At 59.8% G+C, this 19,695-nt stretch carries 20 protein-coding genes and 1 tRNA gene; 12 read left to right on the plus strand and 9 right to left on the minus strand.

Annotated features, from left to right (window positions below; genetic code table 11):
• Positions 1–68 precede the first annotated feature (68 nt).
• Genes FFM53_RS15125 through FFM53_RS15140 form a run of 4 tightly spaced genes read left to right on the plus strand, consistent with a single transcriptional unit; the run spans position 69 to position 4,886 of the window.
• Positions 69–986 (plus strand): carbohydrate ABC transporter permease, encoded by a 918-nt coding sequence (locus FFM53_RS15125; protein ID WP_129421912.1) that lies wholly within the window; start codon positions 69–71, stop codon positions 984–986.
• Positions 983–1,846, plus strand: a complete 864-nt coding sequence (locus FFM53_RS15130) for a carbohydrate ABC transporter permease (protein ID WP_072640387.1) — start codon at positions 983–985, stop codon at positions 1,844–1,846. The genes FFM53_RS15125 and FFM53_RS15130 overlap by 4 nt, the downstream gene beginning before the upstream one ends.
• Before the next feature lie 19 nt (positions 1,847–1,865).
• Positions 1,866–3,788: a glycoside hydrolase family 127 protein gene (locus tag FFM53_RS15135; protein ID WP_138389533.1), complete on the plus strand. Its 1,923-nt coding sequence runs from the start codon at positions 1,866–1,868 to the stop codon at positions 3,786–3,788.
• A 24-nt stretch (positions 3,789–3,812) separates the two neighbouring features.
• The gene (locus FFM53_RS15140) at positions 3,813–4,886 is read left to right on the plus strand and encodes an ABC transporter ATP-binding protein (protein WP_171600156.1); all 1,074 of its coding nucleotides are present in this window, start codon (positions 3,813–3,815) and stop codon (positions 4,884–4,886) included.
• Positions 4,887–4,942: 56 nt separating this feature from the next.
• Here FFM53_RS15140 and dxr read toward each other — a convergent pair whose 3' ends face one another.
• Positions 4,943–6,133, minus strand: coding sequence for a 1-deoxy-D-xylulose-5-phosphate reductoisomerase (gene dxr, locus FFM53_RS15145; RefSeq protein WP_138389534.1), 1,191 nt, complete (start codon positions 6,131–6,133; stop codon positions 4,943–4,945).
• 377 nt (positions 6,134–6,510) lie between these two features.
• Here dxr and FFM53_RS15150 point away from each other — a divergent pair, with 377 nt between their 5' ends.
• Complete coding sequence (locus FFM53_RS15150; protein WP_138389535.1) at positions 6,511–7,161, plus strand: hypothetical protein; 651 nt, start codon at positions 6,511–6,513, stop codon at positions 7,159–7,161.
• Positions 7,162–7,224: 63 nt separating this feature from the next.
• On the plus strand, positions 7,225–7,515 hold the full coding sequence (locus tag FFM53_RS15155; RefSeq protein WP_138389536.1) for a BON domain-containing protein: 291 nt from the start codon (positions 7,225–7,227) through the stop codon (positions 7,513–7,515).
• 66 nt (positions 7,516–7,581) lie between these two features.
• Here the strand turns inward: FFM53_RS15155 and FFM53_RS15160 are convergent, their stop codons facing one another.
• Complete coding sequence (locus tag FFM53_RS15160) at positions 7,582–7,734, minus strand: hypothetical protein (protein ID WP_003543398.1); 153 nt, start codon at positions 7,732–7,734, stop codon at positions 7,582–7,584.
• A 117-nt stretch (positions 7,735–7,851) separates the two neighbouring features.
• Positions 7,852–8,094 (minus strand): hypothetical protein, encoded by a 243-nt coding sequence (locus FFM53_RS15165; RefSeq protein WP_138389537.1) that lies wholly within the window; start codon positions 8,092–8,094, stop codon positions 7,852–7,854.
• Between the two features lie 159 nt (positions 8,095–8,253).
• On the opposite strand from FFM53_RS15165, the gene FFM53_RS15170 reads away from it, so the two are divergent.
• A complete protein-coding gene (locus tag FFM53_RS15170) occupies positions 8,254–8,772 on the plus strand; it encodes a DUF2937 family protein (protein ID WP_138389538.1) in 519 nt (172 codons plus the stop codon).
• A 159-nt stretch (positions 8,773–8,931) separates the two neighbouring features.
• Here FFM53_RS15170 and eat read toward each other — a convergent pair whose 3' ends face one another.
• The 4 genes from eat to FFM53_RS15190 form a co-directional block, all read right to left on the minus strand.
• Positions 8,932–10,296, minus strand: a complete 1,365-nt coding sequence (gene eat / locus FFM53_RS15175; protein ID WP_173883592.1) for an ethanolamine permease — start codon at positions 10,294–10,296, stop codon at positions 8,932–8,934.
• Positions 10,297–10,323: 27 nt separating this feature from the next.
• The gene (gene eutC, locus FFM53_RS15180) at positions 10,324–11,070 is read right to left on the minus strand and encodes an ethanolamine ammonia-lyase subunit EutC (protein ID WP_138389540.1); all 747 of its coding nucleotides are present in this window, start codon (positions 11,068–11,070) and stop codon (positions 10,324–10,326) included.
• Entirely contained in the window at positions 11,067–12,515 is a 1,449-nt protein-coding gene (locus tag FFM53_RS15185) for an ethanolamine ammonia-lyase subunit EutB (RefSeq protein ID WP_138389541.1), read from the minus strand. The genes eutC and FFM53_RS15185 overlap by 4 nt, the downstream gene beginning before the upstream one ends.
• A 476-nt stretch (positions 12,516–12,991) precedes the next feature.
• Positions 12,992–13,315, minus strand: coding sequence for a hypothetical protein (locus tag FFM53_RS15190; RefSeq protein ID WP_138389542.1), 324 nt, complete (start codon positions 13,313–13,315; stop codon positions 12,992–12,994).
• 46 nt (positions 13,316–13,361) lie between these two features.
• Here FFM53_RS15190 and FFM53_RS15195 point away from each other — a divergent pair, with 46 nt between their 5' ends.
• From FFM53_RS15195 to FFM53_RS15210, 4 genes are all read left to right on the plus strand, one after another.
• A complete protein-coding gene (locus FFM53_RS15195) occupies positions 13,362–13,661 on the plus strand; it encodes a hypothetical protein (protein WP_138389543.1) in 300 nt (99 codons plus the stop codon).
• Between the two features lie 50 nt (positions 13,662–13,711).
• Positions 13,712–14,518, plus strand: a complete 807-nt coding sequence (locus tag FFM53_RS15200; protein WP_138389544.1) for a hypothetical protein — start codon at positions 13,712–13,714, stop codon at positions 14,516–14,518.
• A 1,145-nt stretch (positions 14,519–15,663) separates the two neighbouring features.
• Entirely contained in the window at positions 15,664–16,200 is a 537-nt protein-coding gene (locus FFM53_RS15205; protein ID WP_246412978.1) for a YbjQ family protein, read from the plus strand.
• Positions 16,201–16,259: 59 nt separating this feature from the next.
• Positions 16,260–17,039 (plus strand): hypothetical protein, encoded by a 780-nt coding sequence (locus tag FFM53_RS15210; protein ID WP_173883594.1) that lies wholly within the window; start codon positions 16,260–16,262, stop codon positions 17,037–17,039.
• Positions 17,040–17,101: 62 nt separating this feature from the next.
• Here FFM53_RS15210 and FFM53_RS15215 read toward each other — a convergent pair.
• Positions 17,102–17,178 (minus strand) — tRNA-Arg (locus FFM53_RS15215).
• A 54-nt stretch (positions 17,179–17,232) separates the two neighbouring features.
• Entirely contained in the window at positions 17,233–18,396 is a 1,164-nt protein-coding gene (locus FFM53_RS15220) for a M20 aminoacylase family protein (protein WP_138389545.1), read from the minus strand.
• Positions 18,397–18,554: 158 nt separating this feature from the next.
• On the opposite strand from FFM53_RS15220, the gene FFM53_RS15225 reads away from it, so the two are divergent.
• The gene (locus tag FFM53_RS15225; RefSeq protein ID WP_138389546.1) at positions 18,555–19,688 is read left to right on the plus strand and encodes a D-alanyl-D-alanine carboxypeptidase family protein; all 1,134 of its coding nucleotides are present in this window, start codon (positions 18,555–18,557) and stop codon (positions 19,686–19,688) included.
• Positions 19,689–19,695: the final 7 nt, after the last annotated feature.

Consider the following 19,695-nt stretch of genomic DNA (forward strand, 5'->3'; position numbering starts at 1 on the left):
CCCCGGCCGCGGCCGGGGAGCGGTGGCAGCTTCCCGGCCAATCCCACTCGACAGATGCGGAGCGTTTGATGACCGGTTCCGGTTCAGAGATTCTATTGCCTCGACGCAGGCGACGGCGCCGATCGAACTGGCGCGGCCTCGTCTACATCGCACCGGCCATGGCGCTGGTCATCGTCTTCTTTATCATGCCGGTTCTCTTCACCGGATGGATGAGCCTGCACAACTGGCCGCTGATGGGGGCGTCCCGCTGGATCGGCTTCAACAATTATTTCCGCATGGCCAACGATACCCGTTTTATGACGGCACTGAATTTCACGGCCTATTATACCGTGATCGTCACCATCGCGATCTTCGCGATCGCGTTTCCGCTGGCAATCTTCGTCGAGAAGGAACGGCAGTTCGTCGGCGCCTACCGGACGATCATCTTCCTGCCCGTCGTGGTCGGTCTTGCGACAGCCTCGCTGCTGTGGGTCTGGCTCGCCAATGTCGATAGCGGCTTCATCGGCCCGGCCTTGAAGGCGCTCGGCCTCGTCGAAAAGAGCCCCAATCTTCTTGCGACCTTCGACACCGCCTTTCTGACGATCGTGGTGATGGTCGTCTGGAAGATCGCCGGCTTCACCATGATCATTCTTTTGACCGGGCTTCAGGCCATTCCGTCCGAGCTGACGGAGGCTGCCCGCATCGACGGCGCCGGCCGCTGGCAGCGTTTCCGGCATCTGACGCTGCCGCTGATGCGCAAGACGATCGCACTGGCGCTGATCGTCTCCGTCACCGGTTCGATCCTCGCTTTCGATCAGTTCTACATCATGACGTCAGGCGGACCGCAGAACAAGATGATCTCGGTGGTCTACTACATCTTCAATCAGTCGTTCGTGTCGTTCAATCTTGGTTATGGCGCAGCGCTGTCGATCGTGCTTCTCGCCATCCTAATGGCGATCAGCATCGTGCAGCTCTGGCTGCTTCGCGTCGGGGAGGAGCGTCCATGACCACCTCAAGGGAGCGCCGCGCGCGCAAGGCCATCCGGACGAAGTCGGCCTATCACCTGACCGGCATCGCTATCTCGATCTTCTTTCTCGCCCCCTTCGTGATCACGCTGTTGTCGTCCTTCCGGCATGGCACGGAGGCCAGCCTGCCGCCCTTGCCGCCATGGCCGACCTCAGGCGTCAGCATCGATTCCTACGCGCTGCTTGACACGTTCGGCGCCGGCATCTGGCGGCACATGATCAATTCGCTGTTCGTTTCGGTCGCCACGGTGGTGCTCACCGTCGCCGTCAGCCTGCTCGCCGGCTACGGCTTCTCGCGGTACCGATTCCCGATGAAGAATGCGCTTTTCGTGCTGATCATCGCGACGCTGATGATCCCGTTCCAATCGATCCTGACGCCGCTCTTCATCATCCTGGCAAAGCTCGGCCTCAACAATTCGCTGCTTGGGCTGACGCTCGTCTATGTGACGCTTCAACTGCCCTTTTCGGTGTTCATGATGCGCAACGCCTTCGACGCCGTGCCGAAGGAGATCGAAGAGGCCGCGCGCATCGACGGCGCGCGCGACCTCAGGCTCTTGGTCCGGGTTCTTCTGCCGCTGGTGCTTCCCGGTGTGGCGACGGTGGCGATCTTTGCCTTCCTCAATGCCTGGAACGAGTTTCTGGCCGCCCTCGTGCTGCTCTCCAGCAACGAGAAATACACCCTGCCGGTGCTGATGACGGCGGTTCGCGCCGGGCGGCTCGGCGCCATCAACTGGGGAGCGGTGCAGGCCGGTGTCGTCGTCATGACGATCCCTTGCCTGATCGTCTTCCTGCTCCTGCAACGCTACTACATGCGCGGGCTGATGGCCGGCGCCGTGAAATGATCCCAAGAAGGTAGAGCCCATGACCAAATCAACCAATGACCGCCAGTTTCGTCCCGTCGCCGTTCCCGATGTGGAGCTCGGCGGCTTCTGGGGAAAATGGCAGGATGCCGTCTGCAATTCCACGGCCGAGACCCTGCTCGACCGCTGCGTCGAGGCCGGCATGCTGAAGGCGATCGACGTCAACCAACCGAGCCCCGGGGTGGTCATTCCCATTCAGCCATGGGGCGGGACGACGCAGATGTTCTGGGATTCCGACCTCGGCAAGTCGATCGAAACGATCGCCTATTCGCTCTATCGCCGGCCGAACCCGAAGCTCGAGGCCCGCGCCGATGAGATCATCGACATGTATGAGAAGCTGCAGGACGAAGACGGCTATCTGAACGCCTGGTTCCAGCGCGTCGAGCCGAACCGCCGCTGGACCAATCTGCGCGACCATCATGAGCTCTATTGCGCCGGCCATCTTATGGAAGCCGCCGTCGCCTATTATCAGGCGACCGGCAAACGCAAGCTGCTCGACATCATGTGCCGCTATGCCGATTACATGATCAAGATTTTCGGCCATGGCGAAGGCCAGATATCAGGCTATTGCGGCCATGAGGAAGTCGAGCTCGCGCTGGTCAAGCTTGCCCGCGTGACCGGCGAGACGAAATATCTCGAGCTTTCGAAATACTTCATCGACGAACGCGGCACCGAGCCGCACTTCTTCACGGCCGAGGCCGCTCGCGACGGCCGGAGCGCTGCCGACTTCCATCAGAAGACCTATGAATATGGCCAGGCACACCAGCCGGTGCGCGAGCAGACGAAGGTGGTCGGCCACGCGGTGCGCGCCATGTACCTCTATTCGGGCATGGCCGACATCGCCACCGAATACAAGGACGATAGCCTGACGGCAGCGCTGGAAACGCTCTGGGACGATCTGACCACCAAGCAGATGTACATCACCGGCGGCATCGGGCCGGCGGCCTCCAACGAAGGCTTCACCGATTACTTCGATCTGCCGAACGATACCGCCTATGCGGAGACCTGCGCCTCGGTCGGCTTGGTGTTCTGGGCAAGCCGCATGCTCGGCCGCGGTCCGGATCGGCGCTATGCCGATATTATGGAGCAGGCGCTTTACAACGGCGCGCTGCCGGGGCTTTCGACCGACGGCAAGACATTCTTCTACGACAATCCGCTCGAAAGTGCCGGCAAGCACCACCGGTGGAAGTGGCACCATTGCCCCTGCTGCCCGCCCAACATCGCCCGGCTGGTGACCTCGATCGGCTCCTACATGTACGCCGTTTCGGACAATGAGATCGCCGTGCACCTCTATGGCGAGAGCACCGCAAGGCTGAAGCTGGCCAACGGCGCCGAGGTCGAACTCGAGCAGACCACCAACTATCCGTGGGACGGTGCCGTCGCCTTTACCACCAAGCTGGAGAAGCCGGCGAAGTTTGCACTGTCGCTGCGCATTCCGGACTGGGCTGAAGGCGCAACCCTCAGCGTTAATGGAGAGATGCTCGATCTCAACGCCAATATGCAGGACGGATATGCCAGGATCGATCGTGAGTGGGCTGCGGGCGATCGTGTCGCCCTCTACCTGCCGCTGGCGCTTCGGCCGCAATATGCCAACCCGAAGGTGCGCCAGGATGCCGGGCGCGTCGCATTGATGCGCGGCCCGCTGGTCTATTGCGTCGAAACGACCGACAACGGCGAAGACCTCAACGCCATCGTCCTGCCGCGTGAGCTCTCCACAGCCGAAACCGTCGTACTGAAGGATCTCAATGATGCCGTCGCCCTCGATCTCAAGGTCGAGCGCGAGGAAACATCGAACTGGGGAACGACGCTCTACCGCAAGGCGCCTGCCGAAAGGCAGGTCGCCACCGCGCGTTTCGTGCCCTATCATCTCTGGGACAACCGCGCGCCCGGAGAGATGCTCGTCTGGGTCCAGTCGGACAGATAGGTCTTTTTGGGGATGACGAACGGTATGGGTAACAAGAGCGTCGTGCTCCAGGACGTGCGAAAAAGCTATGGCAATCTGCAGGTGGTCCACGGGATCGACCTGACGATCGCGGAGGGTGAATTCGTCGTCTTCGTCGGCCCTTCCGGCTGCGGAAAATCGACGCTTCTTCGCATGATCGCCGGCTTGGAAGACGTGACCGACGGGGAGGTCGAGATCAAGGGACGTGTTGTCACCGATCTCGATCCATCCGAGCGCGGCATCGCCATGGTCTTTCAGTCCTACGCGCTCTATCCGCATATGAGCGTGCGCGACAATCTGGCCTTCGGTTTGAAGATGGCGCGCACCAATGCCGCCGAGATAGAGACCCGCGTCAAGGCCGCCTCCGCGATCCTGAAGATCGATCATCTGCTCGACCGGCGGCCGGGACAGCTTTCCGGCGGCCAGCGGCAGCGTGTGGCGATCGGCCGGGCGATCGTGCGCAAGCCCGACGTCTTCCTGTTCGACGAACCGCTGTCCAATCTCGATGCGGAACTGCGCGTTTCGATGCGCATCGAGATCGCCCGCCTCCACCGCGAACTCGGCAACACGATGATCTATGTCACCCACGACCAGACGGAGGCGATGACGCTCGCCGACAAGATCGTCGTGCTGCGCGACGGGCGCGTCGAACAGGCGGGAACGCCGCGGGAAATCTACGAGAATCCCTCGAACACCTTCGTGGCGGGCTTTATCGGCTCGCCACGGATGAACCTGCTCAATGCCCGCTGGGGTGAGGGCGGCCTGGTCGAAGTCGCCGGCCGGCAGATCGAAAGCGGCCTGCCGCCCGCAAATCGGCCGGTTGGTGCCGCGGTGACGCTCGGTCTGCGGCCGGAGCATTTGAAGGTGGCATCCGACCTATCGGGCAGCCTGACGGCGAGGGTGGATTTTTCAGAGTATCTCGGGGGAACGCAATATCTCTATTGCCAGCTTGCCGATGGCCAGTCACTGACCGTCGAACATCGGTCACCGATCAGTATTGCGGCGGGCGAGCAGGTGAGCCTGCTGTTTGAACCGTCGGATTGCCGATTGTTCGACGAGGGTGGGAACCGGTTGCGCTAATCGCGGGCGTCAGGATCACAGGCGGGCGACCACTCGGCGATCGGCCCGTCTGAACTTCACTCGGCGATCGCGAGTGTCATGAGCTCCGCCGCCCTTTGCCGGGCTTGCCTGTCGGCGGCGAAGACATCGTCCATGGTGGAGGCCGGCGGCAGGCCGGCCAGATCGTCCATGACCCTCTCGGTGACCTCGGCCATGGCGAGGAAGGAGAGCTGCCCTTCGATGAAGGCTTCGAGCGCCACTTCCTTGGCGCCGTTCAGCACCGCGCCCTGAACACCGCCGCGCGTCATCGCCAGGCGCGCGAGCCGCAGCGCCGGAAACCGCACCTCATCCGGTGCCTCGAAATCCAGCCTGGCGAGCTTGGCGAAATCCAGCCGCTCGACCGGCAGGTTCGGCCGGCGCGGAAAGGACAGGGCATAACCGATGGCGGTGCGCATATCCGGCGCGCCGAGCTGCGCCAGCACCGATCCATCGGTATAGCCGACCATGGAATGAATGATCGATTGCGGATGGAAGATAACCTCGATCTGTTCGGGTCTGAGACCGAAAAGGTGCCGGGCTTCGATCATCTCCAGCGCCTTGTTGAACATCGAGGCGCTGTCGATCGAGATCTTCAATCCCATCGACCAGTTCGGGTGGGCGCGCGCAGTTTCCACCGTCACATCCGCCATGTCACGCAGCGAGGCGGTGCGGAAGGGGCCACCCGACGCCGTCAGGATGACCCGCTCGACGGCGTGGCGCTGGTTCTCTTCCAGCACCTGGAAAATCGCGTTGTGCTCGCTGTCGACCGGAAGCAGCTTGCCGCCGCCCGCCCGGATCGCTGCGATGAACAGGTCGCCGGCCGATACCAGGCATTCCTTGTTGGCAAGGGCGATATCGGCGCCGCGGCGGGCAGCGGCAAGGGTGGGCGCCAGGCCAGCAGTGCCGACGATTGCCGCCATCACCCAGTCGGCTTCGCGGTCCGCGGCTTCCATCAGGCCGGATTTTCCTGAAGCGACCGCGATGCCGGTGCCGGAAAGTGCGCTCTTCAGTGATTCGTAATGCCGGTCATTTGCCGTCACCGCCAGCCGCGCGCCCGATGATTTCGCCTGCCGGGCCAACAATTCGACATTGCCGCTGCCGGTCAGCACGGACATTTCGAAGTTCTCCCGTCCGCCCAGATGATCGACGACATTGAGTGTATTCTGGCCGATCGAACCCGTCGAACCGAAGATGCTGAGGCGCCGCGGCGCGCTTTTGCCGGTCATCATGTAGAATTTCGCGAAAATTTCTCTCGTAGGCTCAGGCTCTACTAGGCTTTGGGGGGGGCGGCAAGTGTGCAGTGCAGCAGATTTCAACCCCTGAGGGGTTTACAGAGCAGCGGCCGGATGTGATCCTTATAACATTGCTGGTGGATTCGGTTCCGCCGCGGCTGGTCGCGGTCGCAGGGCAAGTCGGGGCGCTCCGGAGCCCATCGAAGAACAGGCACTCGGTGCCGCCGGCCTTTCGGCCAACCATTAAATCGAGGATGAAACCGGGATGGGCGGCTTGGCCGTGATCCCCATCGCGTTCGCTGCGAGCGCTTCATGTTCGCTGCTGCTTCGGTTTCGGAGCCGCAGCCCTGTGTCAGGCAAAACGTTCTTACTTCATGACGACATTCAAATTAGCATGCATCCTTTTCGCCATCCTGCCCTCGCTCACAGCCGCAGCCAGGGCAGACGACCTGCTGATCTGGTCGCCGGCCAAGCTTTCGGACCGGTCCTACAAAGCGACGATGGGTTTTCGCCTGCCGGCGGAATGGGAAACGAGTGCCGGCGCCGACATCGCGCTTGCCTCGACCAAAGGCGGGGCGCTGCTGCCCGATTCCGAACAGGCAATGCTTTGGGGCAGGATCAGCAGAACGAGCGTTACCCCGGCAGGCCGGTCACAGCAGGGTGCCAGCGTCAGCGTCGATACGCTGCGCGGCAGCGGCGCGCTGACCCTCAGCCGCTCGCGCAGCTGGATCCTGTCCGATTCGCTCGACATGCAATCGAGCCGATCCATCAGCGTGCAATATGACGCGGTCGAGGCCCGGCAGGCTTCGGTGACGGCATCGCAGGCGCTGAAGCTGATTCATCCCTGGACGGGAACCTCGCTTTCGGCAGGGACAGGCGTCAGCAATGCCAGCGGCGACTTCTCGAGCACGGTAGGGGTCAGCCAGACCATTCTGCCGAACCTCAATCTCGATGCCTCGGTGAGCAATCCATTTTCGGGAGGTGAGGCGGGCAGTGTCAATCTCCGCTATGGCGTCAACTGGTAGCGGGGACTGAACCAAACTCCGCCGATCAGCGTTTCCTACGAAGCTTTCACGGAGGAACGGATCATGGTTTTCAAGGAGCAGACATTTCACGGGCTCGAACCCGAGATGGAGATAGAGATCGCCAATCGCGCAACGGTCGAGTCAGCCGTTGCCAATGCGCTGGCGATTGCCGGCGGCATCGATGCGTCGGATGTCGAGGTGACGATGGAAAACAACCAGATCGTGCTGAGCGGCACCGTCGGCACGGTGGGCGAAATCGAACGGGCAACCGCGGTCGCCAAGGCGGTCGAGGGCGTGCATGCGGTGCAGAACCGGATCCTGCTTGGCGGATCTCCGCTCGACGGCCCGCATTAACCAACGGCGGGCCGCTCCGGCCCCTGCCGGGCGAGGACTATTTCCACAGCATCGCCTATAAGCCGGTCAACCGGCGAAGCGTTCGACGAGGAAGGACGAGCCGGCCAGACGATCCGTTTTCTGCGCAGCGCCTGATCCCTGCGGCTGGTAAGCGATGGCGAGCAGCAGGACGCTGACGGCGACATAGGCGATGGCCAAAAGAGTCATCTTGATACGCATGATGAATACTCCTGTTTCGCGATAAACGCGGCTGTTATGGCGAAGTTCCTCATCGGCGAGATCAGAAGAAAAGCCCGGCCGGGGAGGATCGGCCGGGCTTTTCCTGCATGGATTGCCTTATCGGCAGATCCGGGTTTCCTTGACGATCGTGTGACCGTGGCGGCGGATCTTTTCCGTCTTGGTGAAGCAATCGCGGGAAACGTGCCGCGCCCTCATGTGATGGCGGTAATCGGGCCGTTCTGCATGGCGGTAATGGGGACGCGCGTCATCCGTGGTGATGGTTACACTTGCCGCCTGGGACGGCATTGCTGAAAAGATGGACGCAGCAGCGAGCGTGCAGGCAAGGATAATCTGTTTCATGACAAGCCTTCTTTCTGAGTTGGTCATTCTGGGTTGGTCAGGGCATCAACTCACCGGAAGCGCCGCCGGTTCAATCACATAGAGTTACCGATTGTGTCGACGGCAGAAACCTTTCCGGCCGCGGATCGTTAGCGCAGGGGATAGCCGGAGGCATCGATCATGGGACCGATTGCAAGGATCATCACCATCGTCGCCGGGCTTGCCGGCGGCACGGTTTTTTCGCAGGCGCCGGAATTTGCGCAGCAATACCGACAGCGGATCGGCGGGGCGATCGACGAACTGCGCGTCATCGTCGAGGATTTCAATCGTCAAGCCGCCCAGCACGATCTCGATCGCCAGCAGGCGCTGAACGCCTATTCGCAATCATCCGACGATTTTCTGCGCGATCGCGGCGTCTCGATGCGGAGCACGATCACGCGCTACGAAACGCTGCTGTCGCAGCAGCTCCACCTCGGCACCGCCGCCCCCGTCGCCAAGCCCTTCGTGCTGCTGCGGAATGCGGATGATGTGGTTTTCGCCAATACCTGGCGCGACTTCGTGCCTGGGGTGCCGGTGAGCTTCGCCGGCCTCGTCTGGGGCGTAATCGGTTTTGTCGGCGGATGGGTTGTGGCAGCGCTGCTGGGATTGGGTGCCCGGCGGGTCACGAGGACGCGGCGCGTCCATCGTCAGGTGCGGTGAACCAATCGGTGGCGAACGTGGCACTGGCGCCGGAACGTAAATGATATCAGTCAAGCTTTGCGCTGAAATGACCCCCGCCAAACTTCGGCGGGGGTCATCGATATTAATCGGAACCGGTTCGTCCAGTTGCTTTCCCGGTGATCGGGCCAGAGAGCCTTGTTACGTGGACGCTGCCGCTTCCTTGGCGATGCCACCTGAAAGCAAACGCCAAATGCCGAATGCCACCACGCCCATCGCGAGGAAGATCACAAAGATCAGGAAGTTGTAGTAGATCATCGCTGCCAGCGCGACGAGGGCGAGCCCGAGGGCAATGGCTGGCACCACGGGATAACCCCAGGCCCTGAAGGGTCGGGCGAGTTCAGGTTCGGCCTGACGCAGTTTAAACAGCGACGCCATCGAGACGATGTACATGATGATCGCGCCGAACACCGACATGGTGACAATATTGGCGGTTAGCGGCAAACCGCCGATCTGGATCAGGCTGTCGGAAAAGATGGCTGCGATGCCGACGGCGCCACCTGCAAGGACTGCGAGATAAGGCGTGCGGAATTTCGGATGGATTTTTGCAAGGACTTCCGGGAGGTAGCCGGCGCGGCCCAGCGCAAAAATCTGCCTGGAATAGCCCATGATGATGCCGTGAAAGGAAGCAATCAGGCCGAACAGGCCGATCCAGACCAGCATATGCAGCCAACCGGAGGATTCGCCCACGACCGCCTTCATCGCCTGCGGTAGCGGATCGTTGATATTGGACAGCGTACGCCAGTCGCCGACGCCACCGGCGAAGATCATGGTGCCGAAGGCGAGGAAGACGAGTGTCAGAATACCCGCAATATAGGCAATGGGAACGGTGCGGGTGGGGTTCTTGGTCTCCTCAGCCGCCATTGCCGCGCCTTCGATCGCCAGGAAAAACCAGATGGCAAATGGAATGGCGGCAAAGATGCCTCCAATGGCACCGACCGAGAATTCAGGGGCGCCAGCCCAGCCATTGGCCGCGAAATTGGCAAAAGAGAAGCCCGGCGCGACGACACCCATAAAGATCAGCAATTCGGCAATCGCCAGAACGGTGATAAAGAGTTCGAAGGTTGCCGCGATGGTAACTCCGACAATATTGAGCGCCATGAAAATGATATAGGCGCCGACGGCCGCCATTTTCGGATCAAGCCCCGGGAACTGCACATTGAGATAGGCGCCGATGGCCAGCGCGATGGCCGGAGGGGCGAAGACGAATTCCACCAGTGTTGCAAAGCCCGCAACGAAGCCGCCGAGCGGCCCGAAAGCCCTGAGCGCATAGGCAAAAGGGCCGCCCGCATGGGGAATAGCCGTCGTCAACTCCGTGAAGGAAAAGATAAAGGTGGTGTACATCACGGCGATCAGGGTCGTGGTGATCAAGAAGCCGAGTGTGCCAGCGGCCGCCCAGCCATAGCTCCAGCCGAAATATTCGCCCGAGATGACGAGGCCGACGGCAAGTCCCCATAAGTGCAGCCCGGTCAGGCTCTTGGCGAGCGTCGGTTGAGAATTTGACATGATTGTTCCCCTTTTTTGTAGATTGAACTATGCTTCTTGGTGTGGCAGCGCTTCTATGGCGCCTTCGGCATTTTCCTTGAGATCGACACCGGTCAGCTGCAAGCGAAGCGCCTCCCGGACGATCCAAACGATCTTGTCCGCTGCGACCTCGTAGCTGAGCCCGTCGGCATGAATATTCGAAATACAGTTGCGCTCGCTGTCACGCCGTCCTGATTGCGGGCGGAACGTGATGTAGGCACCGAGACTGTCAGGCACGCTTAGCCCCGGCCTCTCGCCGATCAGCACGATGGCAACTTCCGCACCAAACGCCGCCGCTGCCTCATCACCAAATGCCACCCGCGCCTGCTCGCCCAATATCACCGGGGCGACGCTGAAACCGCCGAGACGCTTCATGCATGCCTTAAACAGCGGCACCGCATGGTGCTCGACCGCCGAGGCCGAAAGCCCATCTGCGATGATGAAGGCGATATCATAGGGATCGCCTGAGCTCGGGAGATCGGCTGCGTTGGTCTGACGGCCGAGATCCGGGCGCGCCAGGTAGATCGTACGGTCTTTGGCGCGAGACCGAATCCGGACCGTCGGCACGGGAGCAAGCTGCTTGGCAAGGGCGACAAAATCCACTTGCCCATGCACGGCATCCCGCGCTCGGGCATGGGCAAGCTGGAAGTCGAGAATTGCCGATGTCGGCAAGGCGTCGCCCGCCCTTCCAAGCCCGATCCGGGCGCGGGTGGCGTTGCGGAACCGCGCAAACGGATCTCGTTCGAAGGGAGTCATGCCGATGCTCCGTAACTCAAGAGATTGCGAGAAAAGGCGCCCGAGGCGCTGGCAGGCGCAAGACGACCCGTGTGATCAATCATGCCCATGCGATGAAGCCAGGCTTCGAACTCCGGAGCGGGCGGACGATTGAACTGGTGCCTGAGGCCGACAATATCGTGGTAGGAAAGGCTCTGATAATTGAGCATGACGTCATCGGCGCCGGGCACTGCGATGAGGAAGCTGACGCCCGCGACAGTCAGCAACACCATCAGATTGTCCATATCGTCCTGGTCGGCTTCGGCGTGGTTCGTGTAGCAGACGTCGACCCCCATCGGCACGCCAAGCAGTTTGCCGCAGAAATGATCTTCGAGCCCGGCGCGGATAATTTGCTTGGCGTCGAAAAGATATTCGGGGCCAATAAAGCCGACCACCGTATTGACGAGCAACGGATTGAGTTCACGTGCAACGGCATAGGCCCGCGCCTCCACCGTCTGTTCGTCGACACCATGATGAGCGTCGGCCGAGAGCGCGCTGCCCTGGCCGGTCTCCAGGTACATGACATTGTTTCCGACCGTGCCGCGCTTCATGGAAAGCGCTGCCTGCTGGCCTTCCCTGAGGACGGCGAGATCGACGCCGAAACCCTTGTTGGCGGCCTCAGAGCCGGCGATTGACTGGAACACCAGATCGAGCGGCGCTCCAGCCTCGATCGCCTTGATTGACGTGGTGACATGGGTCAACACGCAGGATTGGGTCGGGATATCGAACCGTTCGCGCAGCCGGTCGAAAAGAACCATCAATCTTGTGCAGGCTTCGAGATTGTCGGTAGCCGGGTTGATGCCGATCACCGCATCGCCGATCCCATAAAGAAGTCCGTCGAGCGTCGAGCCGGCAACGCCTTCAGGATCATCGGTGGGATGATTGGGCTGAAGACGGCTCGACAGTCGGCCAGGCAGACCGATCGTGGAGCGAAAGGCCGTGACCACCTTACATTTGCCGGCGACGGTGATCAGATCATGGTTGCGCATGATCTTGGAGACCGCCGCGACCATTTCGGGGGTGAGGCCTGGTGCAATGGCAAGCAGTCTTTCGGCGGTCGCGTCATAAGAGAGAAGCCAATCGCGAAACTCACCGACCGTCATATGAGATACCGACGCGAATGCCGTCCAATCATGGCGGTCGATGATCAGTCGGCTGACCTCGTCGACCTCGTATGGGATGACGAGGTCTTCCAGGAAAGTCTTAAGAGGCATATCCGCGAGCAGGTAGCGGGCGGCCACCCGCCGCTCGTTGCTTGACGCTGCGATCCCGGCCAGCACGTCACCGGATTTCAGCGGCGAAGCGCAAGCCAAGACCGATTTCAGATCCTGAAAGACATGGCGTTCGCGTCCTAGAACGATCGAATATGTTGTCATCTGCTCCTGGCCGTCGATCAGCCTATTCCAAATGTCCGAGAACTCACCCACCTTCCGGTTGTGAGAATTCGTGGGCTTCCGCCGACTATGCTCGGCTCTGCGCCAAGCAACGCAAGAATCGTGCCATTCTTTATGGGCTGGGATGCCGAGGTAGCGGTGCCAAAGGCCTCGCGTGACAGGATTAGTGACCCCTCATGCGACGCACCTAGGGCGGAGAACGTTTTCAACCAAGGATAGGCAATTCGCGCGGTGATGTATCCACTTTACGATGGCGTGCTCCGATATGCGCAAATCTGGGTCTGGCTCGACACTGATTGCGAAAATATTCGTTGAGTTCCTGATCTAGTCGTTCTGGCCCAAGCGCTTTTTCGGTGGGGCAGTCTGTGCTGAAACGCGATCATCAACTTTGCAAAACTGACCGTGGATGGACCCCAATGTTGAAAAACTAGCCAGTTGAACGAAACCGGTTGATCGCCCATCTCTTGCCCTATGAGTTCAGGCGTTTCGCGAAGGCCGGCCCTGAGGGTTTATTCGAATTTGGCATCGCGATGAGACTGAGCATGGCAGGAGAGGCTGATAGTGCGGTTTTTCCGCTTGCCGCTGTCCGAGCGGAAATCCTTCCTATCGCTCCTATAAGCCCGCATGGTGTTCTCTGACAGCGCTGCGCGGCCATAGTCGAGCGCATCGGCGCTAAGATCGGAAGCAGTTTCTAAGCCAAGCTGCGGGTTTACCAACGTCAGTGCTTGCACGGTCGTTCCCCCATCTGCCCCAAAGACCATCGCGCCACGACCATAAGGTGCCGCATTTATGCCACAGGTTGCACTTCTTTTTGCCGCAATCTTGAAACTCATAGTGGAACCGTGCTTTGCTTACTCTACCGTGAACGAGGAGAAGCAAATGCCTCCGCATCCGCCACCCTGTGCAGCGAATGAATTGCAGATCGGTAATACATGTTATCCGCGTCCGGACGTGCTGAAAGTAATCCGGCTTGGCGATGGCTACAGCTTCCTACTAGGGTCGGTTTCCCCTGATCTGCTTCCTGTGCTCACCAACTTTTCCGGCGACGCCGCGCACATGCTTGTAAGAAACGTCGGCCCTTCAGTCGACGTGACTATCACCTCCGTGTTGCCAGACGACGCTGCCGAACTGCTGAGGCAACTTCGGCCGAACGATCCGGATGCGACCCTTCCCGACTAAACGGGTGTCAAATGCGAAAAAATTGCCTTACAATCAAGGCCGCAACTCTGTTGTCGGCTCTGTCCCTCTCTAACTGCGGTTTCGTTCCGCCCAAGCTCGCTGAATTTTGGGAAGCTCGCGACGTCAGCGATGGAATGGTGCTCAATATAAAGCGCAACATATTCTGCGAGACGATTGCCGCAATTCGGCACGTCAATGCGGAAAAGACCAACTTTGGCAAGCCGATACCCGACGATTACGGAATCCAGCTCCAGCTAACGTTGGACGTGGCGGAGAGCACCACCTTCTCTCCCACGCTTACTGCTACACGGACACTTCGCAGTGGCTCCCAGTCGGGGGAATCGATCGGGCGCAGCCTTGGTCTGGGTCTCAATGCTACCGCGTCGTCAACGGCCACGCGGACCGATACCACTTATACATACTGGCAAGTTGGCGCTATTTCGGGACGGGGGAAGAACGTAGAGTACTGTGAGACGTGGCCGATTGACCGTCGCGGGAGCTCGCCTCTTCTCACGTCCGATCTCGGGATCGCAAAGTTCCTGGATGACAACGTCAAGCCAGCCATACTTCTGCCTTCGACAAGGCCGAGCGGCAGCAAGAAGCCGGATAAAGTCGACGTATACAGCTACAACATAAAGTTCGCTGTCGTAACGACAGGAGGCATTAGTCCGTCTTTCAAGATGGTCTCGCTTTCAGGTGGCGGCTCGCCGATCCTGGATCTCAACAGAACGCGCACGCACGAGCTTTTACTGACATTCGGTCCGACAGGCCCCGACGGTTATCAACCGTCGCCGATTGCATTGGAACAGCACCTCAATATCCAGAGGAACCAAACACTGTCCCGGCAGCCTTTCTGAGGCCGATCCCAATCGACTGCCAGTTGCCGAGCGCGACTGGTCTCAGTCGAAATGCTGCTGGCTGAAAACCTCGTTGAACACTCCATGCGATACGAAACCATGGACGATCTCTCGAACTTTGGGATGAGCGCCGGCAGACGTCGCGGTCGCCCCGGAGCTCCCGCTGCAGGAACCAAAGCGTGCCGCGGCTTTTGAGATTCAGGATTCCCGGATGGCGTAAGTTGTGTGATGGAGACCCGCCATGGGAAGCCGCATCCAATTGAGTTGCGTATGCGTGTTGTCGCGTTTGTAGAGGAAAGCGACAGTCACCGGGAGGATGCCCGGCATTTCCGGGTTTCACCTCGGTTCGTCAACAACATAATGATCCTGCATTGAGCGATAGGCTCGCTTGCGGCGGCAGGACAAGGTCATGGGTTTGGTGGCCGATTACTGATGCTTTGACTGTCGCATACTTGCTGTTTTCGGGCGCCGTATTCCTCTCTCGGGCGTCGAGATGCGCGGCACGTATTTTCGCCCAGACAAATGGATCAACGCAGCCCTCGTGAAGAAGGGGCGAGTACGCACGTAGTTTTCACCCAGACAGGTTGGGAATGGATGACCAGAGTTCTCGAAGGAATTGCCAAAGCCTGAATGTTGGATTTGGCCCGATTTGGAGTTTCAGATGTCCGCATTGACGTTGATAGGCCCACAGTCGGGCCGCATCATTGAAGCGACCCGGCGTCGCGCACGGACGGTGGAAATCTATATTCGCTGCGCTGATCGCGCCAAAGAATAGCTTGGTTCACTTTTTGAAGTTTCCCTTCTCGCACCAATATCGAACCGTCACCCCGGGTTGGTTTTGGAAAAGTTCAGCTGCTATCCGACAATTCTCTGAGTTGTAATCGGTGCCATCGGTTGTATTGAACGAGGCTACGTGAATTCGCATGTTGCTGTCGAGCGCGGATGATCGATAGAGCGTGTAGCTGTCTCCTCCATCACATCCGGAAAATAGGGCAGCCGCGAAAAGCAAAGGGACAACCTTTCTCATGTAACTTTACCCCTTAGATGCCACCGACTCGCTCATTGAACAACGGCAGAAGATGCCTTCTCACCACAATTCGCAGCTTGACTTATTGGAGCTCCATCGGCCTTTCTCGAGAAAGAACATGGAGGGGTTTTATGCCGACTTGCAAGAGTTGCGATCAACGTTTTGGAATGGTCGAATTGAGAGATGGTTATTGCAAGCCCTGTCGTGGCAGGGAGATGGAACGTGCTGCACGACCGAAAGAGAAAAGCACGAACGGTTGATGGATGCGGGCTTGAATGCCAGCGTTCCGATTAATGTGATTGATGAACGCGCTGCTACTGTCGTCCTAACGACCAGCCACGATGTTCCTTCGCGATCGACCGTATCGGTGATATCGATCGTAGCCGCTGAAGCCGCCATCGGAATGAATATTTTCAAGGATATCGCCAACAACTTCCGCGACACATTTGGTGGTCGTAGTAGTTCCGTTCAAAGCACGTTGAAAGACGCCAGGGAAGCATGCCTGAAGGAACTGAAGCGGGAAGCTTTCATGGCCGGCGCAGACGCTGTAATTGCAGTAAAGCTCGACTACAGCGAGATTTCCACTGGCGGCTCGGGTGGCGGGATTTTGTTTGTTGCAGCAACCGGAACGGCAGTGAAGCTTTCGTCGATCTGAGAGCAAAGAAGGTTGTCTATTGGGGGCTCGGCGCTCCCATTGCGATCTGAGCGTCGCCATTGTTAACGCTGGTCCGTATCGGCCCCGATGTCGGCGAGGAAGGTTTGCTCTTTGGACCAAGATCACTTCCTTCGGCGAACTCAGGAAGAGCGGTGGTTTTCGGTGCGTTCGCGATTCGGAGGCCGATGGAACAGCTAGGCATTTTATTGAATGGCGCCGCGATGGCGTCACGGCATGAGGATGGAGAAGTGATTGAGCCGATATCAGATGATTGGAGAAAACCGGCCGGCGTCGAATATGCGTTGGACGAGCCAAAATTCATGGCTGAATATGGGCGATCAATGGCGGCATGGGGCAATGTTGAGCATGCTCTAAGCAGTGTTTTTGCGACAGCACTTGAGGTTAAGCAGGTGCACCACGCGCGTGCGGCCTTCCATAGCGTCATCTCTTTTCGGGATCGCCTGGGGATGATCGATGCTCCTATGAAAATGGTGACAACTTCTTTCCCCGGTGAACAGTGGCTAAAGCTGAGCCAAGAATGGGCTCGATTAAGCGATACGCTTAACAAGGCGTCCCGACATCGAAACGTCCTCGCCCATATGCATGTTTGGCACAGCCCCTTGGTCGGTACCTTCGGCTGGAAGGACATAACCCGGATCTCTGAATTGCCAATGGATCCTGATGAGCGGAAGAAGGTAACGGTCACCGTCGAAAGGATGCGCGACTATCGAAAGTCCTTCGAGAGTTGCACTCGTCGTGTCCGAGATTTCGAGCAAGATCTACTGAAAGCGATGGAGAACCCAATGCGCGATGTTGTCCTGCCTTCAACTCAAAAATGACTTTGAATCGCCCCCTGGAAAATCGGGAGCCCTTCTCTTTGGGGCTAAGCAATTGACACGTATGGTGATCCCGGCGCGATTCGAACGCGCGACCCCCAGATTAGGAATCTGGTGCTCTATCCTGCTGAGCTACGGGACCACTTGAGTGCCATGCATACAAAAGGCTTGGCGGGAAGCCAAGCCTTAATTGTTGTCAGAGACCGAGGCGCTGTTCGGCGAGGCGGACCCAGTAGGAGATGCCGTGGGCGATGGCTTCGTCGTTGAAGTCGTAGGCCGGGTTGTGGAGGCCGGCGCTGTCGCCGTTGCCGATGAAGATGAAGGCGCCGGGGCGGGCGTTCAGCATGTAGGAGAAATCCTCGCCGCCCATCATCGGATCGATTTCGGCGTTGACGTTCGCCTCGCCGGCGATGGCACTGGCGGTGGCGACTGCATGCTCGGTCTCATCCGGGTGGTTGACGGTAACGGGGTAGTTGCGGTGGAAGCTGATTTCGGCCTCGGCGCCGTGGGCTGCGACCAGGCCCTCGATGATCTGCCGGAACCGCGTCTCGGCGAGCGTGCGCACCTCTGGGTCGAGGGTGCGGACCGTACCGGCGAAGGTCGCATCGTTCGGAATGACGTTATGGGCGAAACCGGCATTGAACTTGGTCACCGAGACGACGACCGAGCGCAGCGGATCGGCGGTGCGCGAGGCGATCATCTGCAGATTGGCGACGATCTGGGCGCCGATGGCGATCGGGTCGATCGTCTTATGCGGCTGGGCGGCGTGGCCACCGCGGCCCTTGACGGTGACGGTGAATTCATCGGTCGCCGCCATGATGGCGCCCTTGCGGGTGGCGAACTGGCCGACAGGCAGGCCCGGCAGATTGTGCATGCCGTAGACCTCTTCGATGTCGAAGCGCTCCATCATGCCGTCCTTGACCATCAGATTGCCGCCGCCGCCGCCTTCTTCGGCGGGCTGGAAGATGACGGCGACATTGCCGTTGAAGTTGCGGGTCTCGGCCAGGTATTTCGCGGCGCCGAGCAGCATGGCGGTGTGGCCGTCATGGCCGCAGGCATGCATCTTGCCCGGCGTCTTCGAAGCCCAGGGTTTGCCGGTGATCTCGGTGAGCGGCAGAGCGTCCATGTCGGCGCGCAGGCCGACCGTGCGGCGGCCTTCGCCCTTGCCCTTGATCAGGCCGACGACACCGGTTCGGCCGATGCCGGTGACGATCTCGTCGACGCCGAATTCCTTGAGCTTTTCGGCGACGAAGGCGGCCGTATTTTCCACAGCGAAGAGGAGTTCCGGCCGGGCGTGGATGTGGCGGCGCCATTCGGCGACCTCGTCCTGCAACTCCGCGGCTCTGTTCAAAATCGGCATATCGGTGTTCCTGTTATGAAATCTCGACAATCTTTCATCGCATCACAAGGGTGTGAGGCTCACGGAAATTACTTAGTCAATGACCTTTGCCATGTCATAGCCATATAGGCTAAATAGGGGAAGATTTCGAGATTTTCCTGATATCCGAAGGACGAACCGTGTCGACGAGCCACTTCCGTTTGTTTGCTGCCTTGCGGCCGCTTTCTTTCGTGTCAGCGGCGACTGCCGTTTTTCTGGCCTCCGTTCCGCTGGCCCAGGCCAATCCGCATATTCTCGTCGATGTTCAGACCGGCCGCGTGCTCGAGCATGAAGAAGCCTTCCGCAAATGGTATCCGGCCTCGCTGACCAAGCTGATGACCGTCTATACCGTGTTCGATGCGATCCGCGCCGGTCAGATCAGCCTTGATACGCCCGTCGTCATCAGCAAACGCGCCGCCGCGCAGCCGGCCGCCAAGATGTATTTCAAACCAGGCCAGAAACTGACGCTCGACAGCGCATTGAAGATCCTGCTGGTGAAGTCGGCCAATGACGTGGCGGTCGCGGTCGCCGAAGCCATCGGCGGCACGCAGGAAGGCTTCGTGACGCGGATGAACGGCGAGGCGCTGAAGCTCGGCATGACGGATTCGCACTTCGTCAATCCGAACGGCTTGCCCGGCAAAGGCCAGTATACGACGGCGCGCGACCTTGCGGTGCTGACGGTGGCGCTGCGCCGCGATTTTCCGCAATATGCCGGCTATTTCTCGCTGGAGGGTTTCACCAACGGCCAGCAGAACGTGCCGAGCCTCAACATGCTGATCGGCCGTTTCGCCGGCGCCGACGGCATGAAGACCGGCTTCATCTGTGCCTCGGGCTTCAACCAGATCGGTTCGGCGACGCGCAACGGCCGCACGCTGGTCTCCGTCGTGCTCGGCACCGACAGCCTTGCAGCGCGCGCCGATGCGACGGCGAATCTTTTGCAGAAGGGCTTCACCACCCAGCCTGCCAGCAACGACACGCTGGGTTCGCTGAGACCCTACGGGTCGGGACAGGACCAGGTGACCGACATCAGTGCCGATATCTGCAGCGCCAAGGGCGCCAAGGTGCGCAGCGAAACGCGCGACGAAGTCGGCCGCATGAAGGTGCAGTCACCCTATATCCAGCCAATGGACCACGATCCGCAATTCGTCTTTGCCGGCCTCATTCCGGGCCAGGATCCGCAGCCGGCCGCGCAGCCGGAAAAAATGGCGCGGGGCGATACGGCGGGAGTGATCGCCAACGTGCCGGTGCCGATGCCGCGCCCGACATCCTTCTAAGCTTTTA

The organism is Rhizobium indicum, from assembly GCF_005862305.2.
GTDB lineage: Bacteria > Pseudomonadota > Alphaproteobacteria > Rhizobiales > Rhizobiaceae > Rhizobium > Rhizobium indicum.